The organism is Streptomyces sp. NPDC002138 (assembly GCF_040296485.1).
GTDB lineage: Bacteria > Actinomycetota > Actinomycetes > Streptomycetales > Streptomycetaceae > Streptomyces.
Window position 1 is genome coordinate 1 of sequence record NZ_JBEOXE010000169.1, and the last position, 1,375, is coordinate 1,375.

Annotated in this window: 1 protein-coding gene; it reads left to right on the plus strand. The window is 64.6% G+C overall.

Annotated elements, in window-relative coordinates:
- Positions 1-54: 54 nt before the first annotated feature.
- A partial coding sequence (locus tag ABT084_RS37875) for a non-ribosomal peptide synthetase (RefSeq protein ID WP_351054399.1) occupies positions 55-1,375 on the plus strand: 1,321 nt, incomplete at its 3' end.

Here is a 1,375-nt window from a genome sequence, read left to right on the forward strand (position 1 = left end):
GTTGTTGAGTGGAATGACACGTCTGCTGTGGTGCCTGGGGGTACGGTTGCGGATTTGTTTGAGGCGCAGGTGGCGCGGACGCCTGATGCGGTTGCTGTGGTGTCGGCTGGTGTTGAGGTGTCGTATGGGGAGTTGGATGTACGGGCGAATCGTCTGGCCCGGCATCTGATGTCTCTTGGTGTGGGTGCTGAGTCTGTGGTGGGGGTGTGTCTGGAGCGTGGTGTTGATGCGGTGGTCGCGCTGTTGGGTGTGCTGAAGGCGGGTGGTGCGTATCTGCCGGTTGATCCGGGCTATCCGGGGGAGCGGATTGCTTTTATGGTCGGGGATGCGGCGCCGGTGGTGGTTTTGGCGTCGGTGGGGACTGTGGGTGTGGTTCCGGCGGGTGTGCGTGTGGTGGTTGTGGATGCGGGGGAGACGGTTGAGCTGCTGGCCTGCCTGGAGGGGGGTGTGGTGGCTCGTGGTGGGGTGTTGCCGGGGCATCCGGCGTATGTGATTTATACGTCGGGTTCGACGGGCCGTCCGAAGGGTGTGGTGGTTGAGCATCGTTCGGTGGTGGGTCTGTTGTCGTGGGCTGCTGGTGAGTTCGGTGGTGCGGGTTTTGAGCGGGTGCTGGCTTCGACGTCGCTGAATTTTGATGTGTCGGTGTTCGAGGTGTTCGGTCCGTTGGTGTCGGGTGGCTGTGTGGAGATGGTGCCGGATCTCCTGGTGCTTGCTGATGGTGGGCGTGGGCCGTGGGGTGTGTCGTTGGTCAGTGGTGTTCCGTCGGTGTTCTCGCAGCTTTTGGCGTCGGGTGGGCTGGGGGCGCGGCCGGGGACGGTGGTCCTGGCGGGTGAGGCGTTGACCGCGGATGTGGTGGCGGCTGTGCGGCGGGCGGTTCCGGGTGTGCGGGTTGCCAATATTTATGGTCCGACTGAGGCGACGGTGTATGCGTCTGTCTGGTGTGCGGAGGGTGTTGTCGAGGGGGTTGTGCCGATTGGCCGGCCGATTTCGAATGTGCGGATGTTTGTGCTGGATGCGGGGTTGCGGCCGGTTCCGGTGGGTGTGGCGGGTGAGCTGTATATCGCGGGTGCGGGGCTGGCGCGGGGGTATCTGAACCGTCCTGGTCTGAGTGCGGAGCGGTTTGTTGCGAGTCCGTTCGGTTCGGGTGAGCGGCTGTATCGCACGGGTGATCTGGTGCGGTGGAGTGCGGCTGGTCAGGTGGAGTATCTGGGCCGGGTCGATGAGCAGGTGAAGGTGCGTGGTTTCCGGATCGAGCTGGGTGAGGTCCAGTCCGTGGTGGCCGCGCATCCGCGTGTCGCGCAGGCTGTCGTGGTGGCGCGTGAGGATGTGCCGGGGGACAAGCGTCTGGTCGCGTATGTCGTCGCGGCCGGCTGTG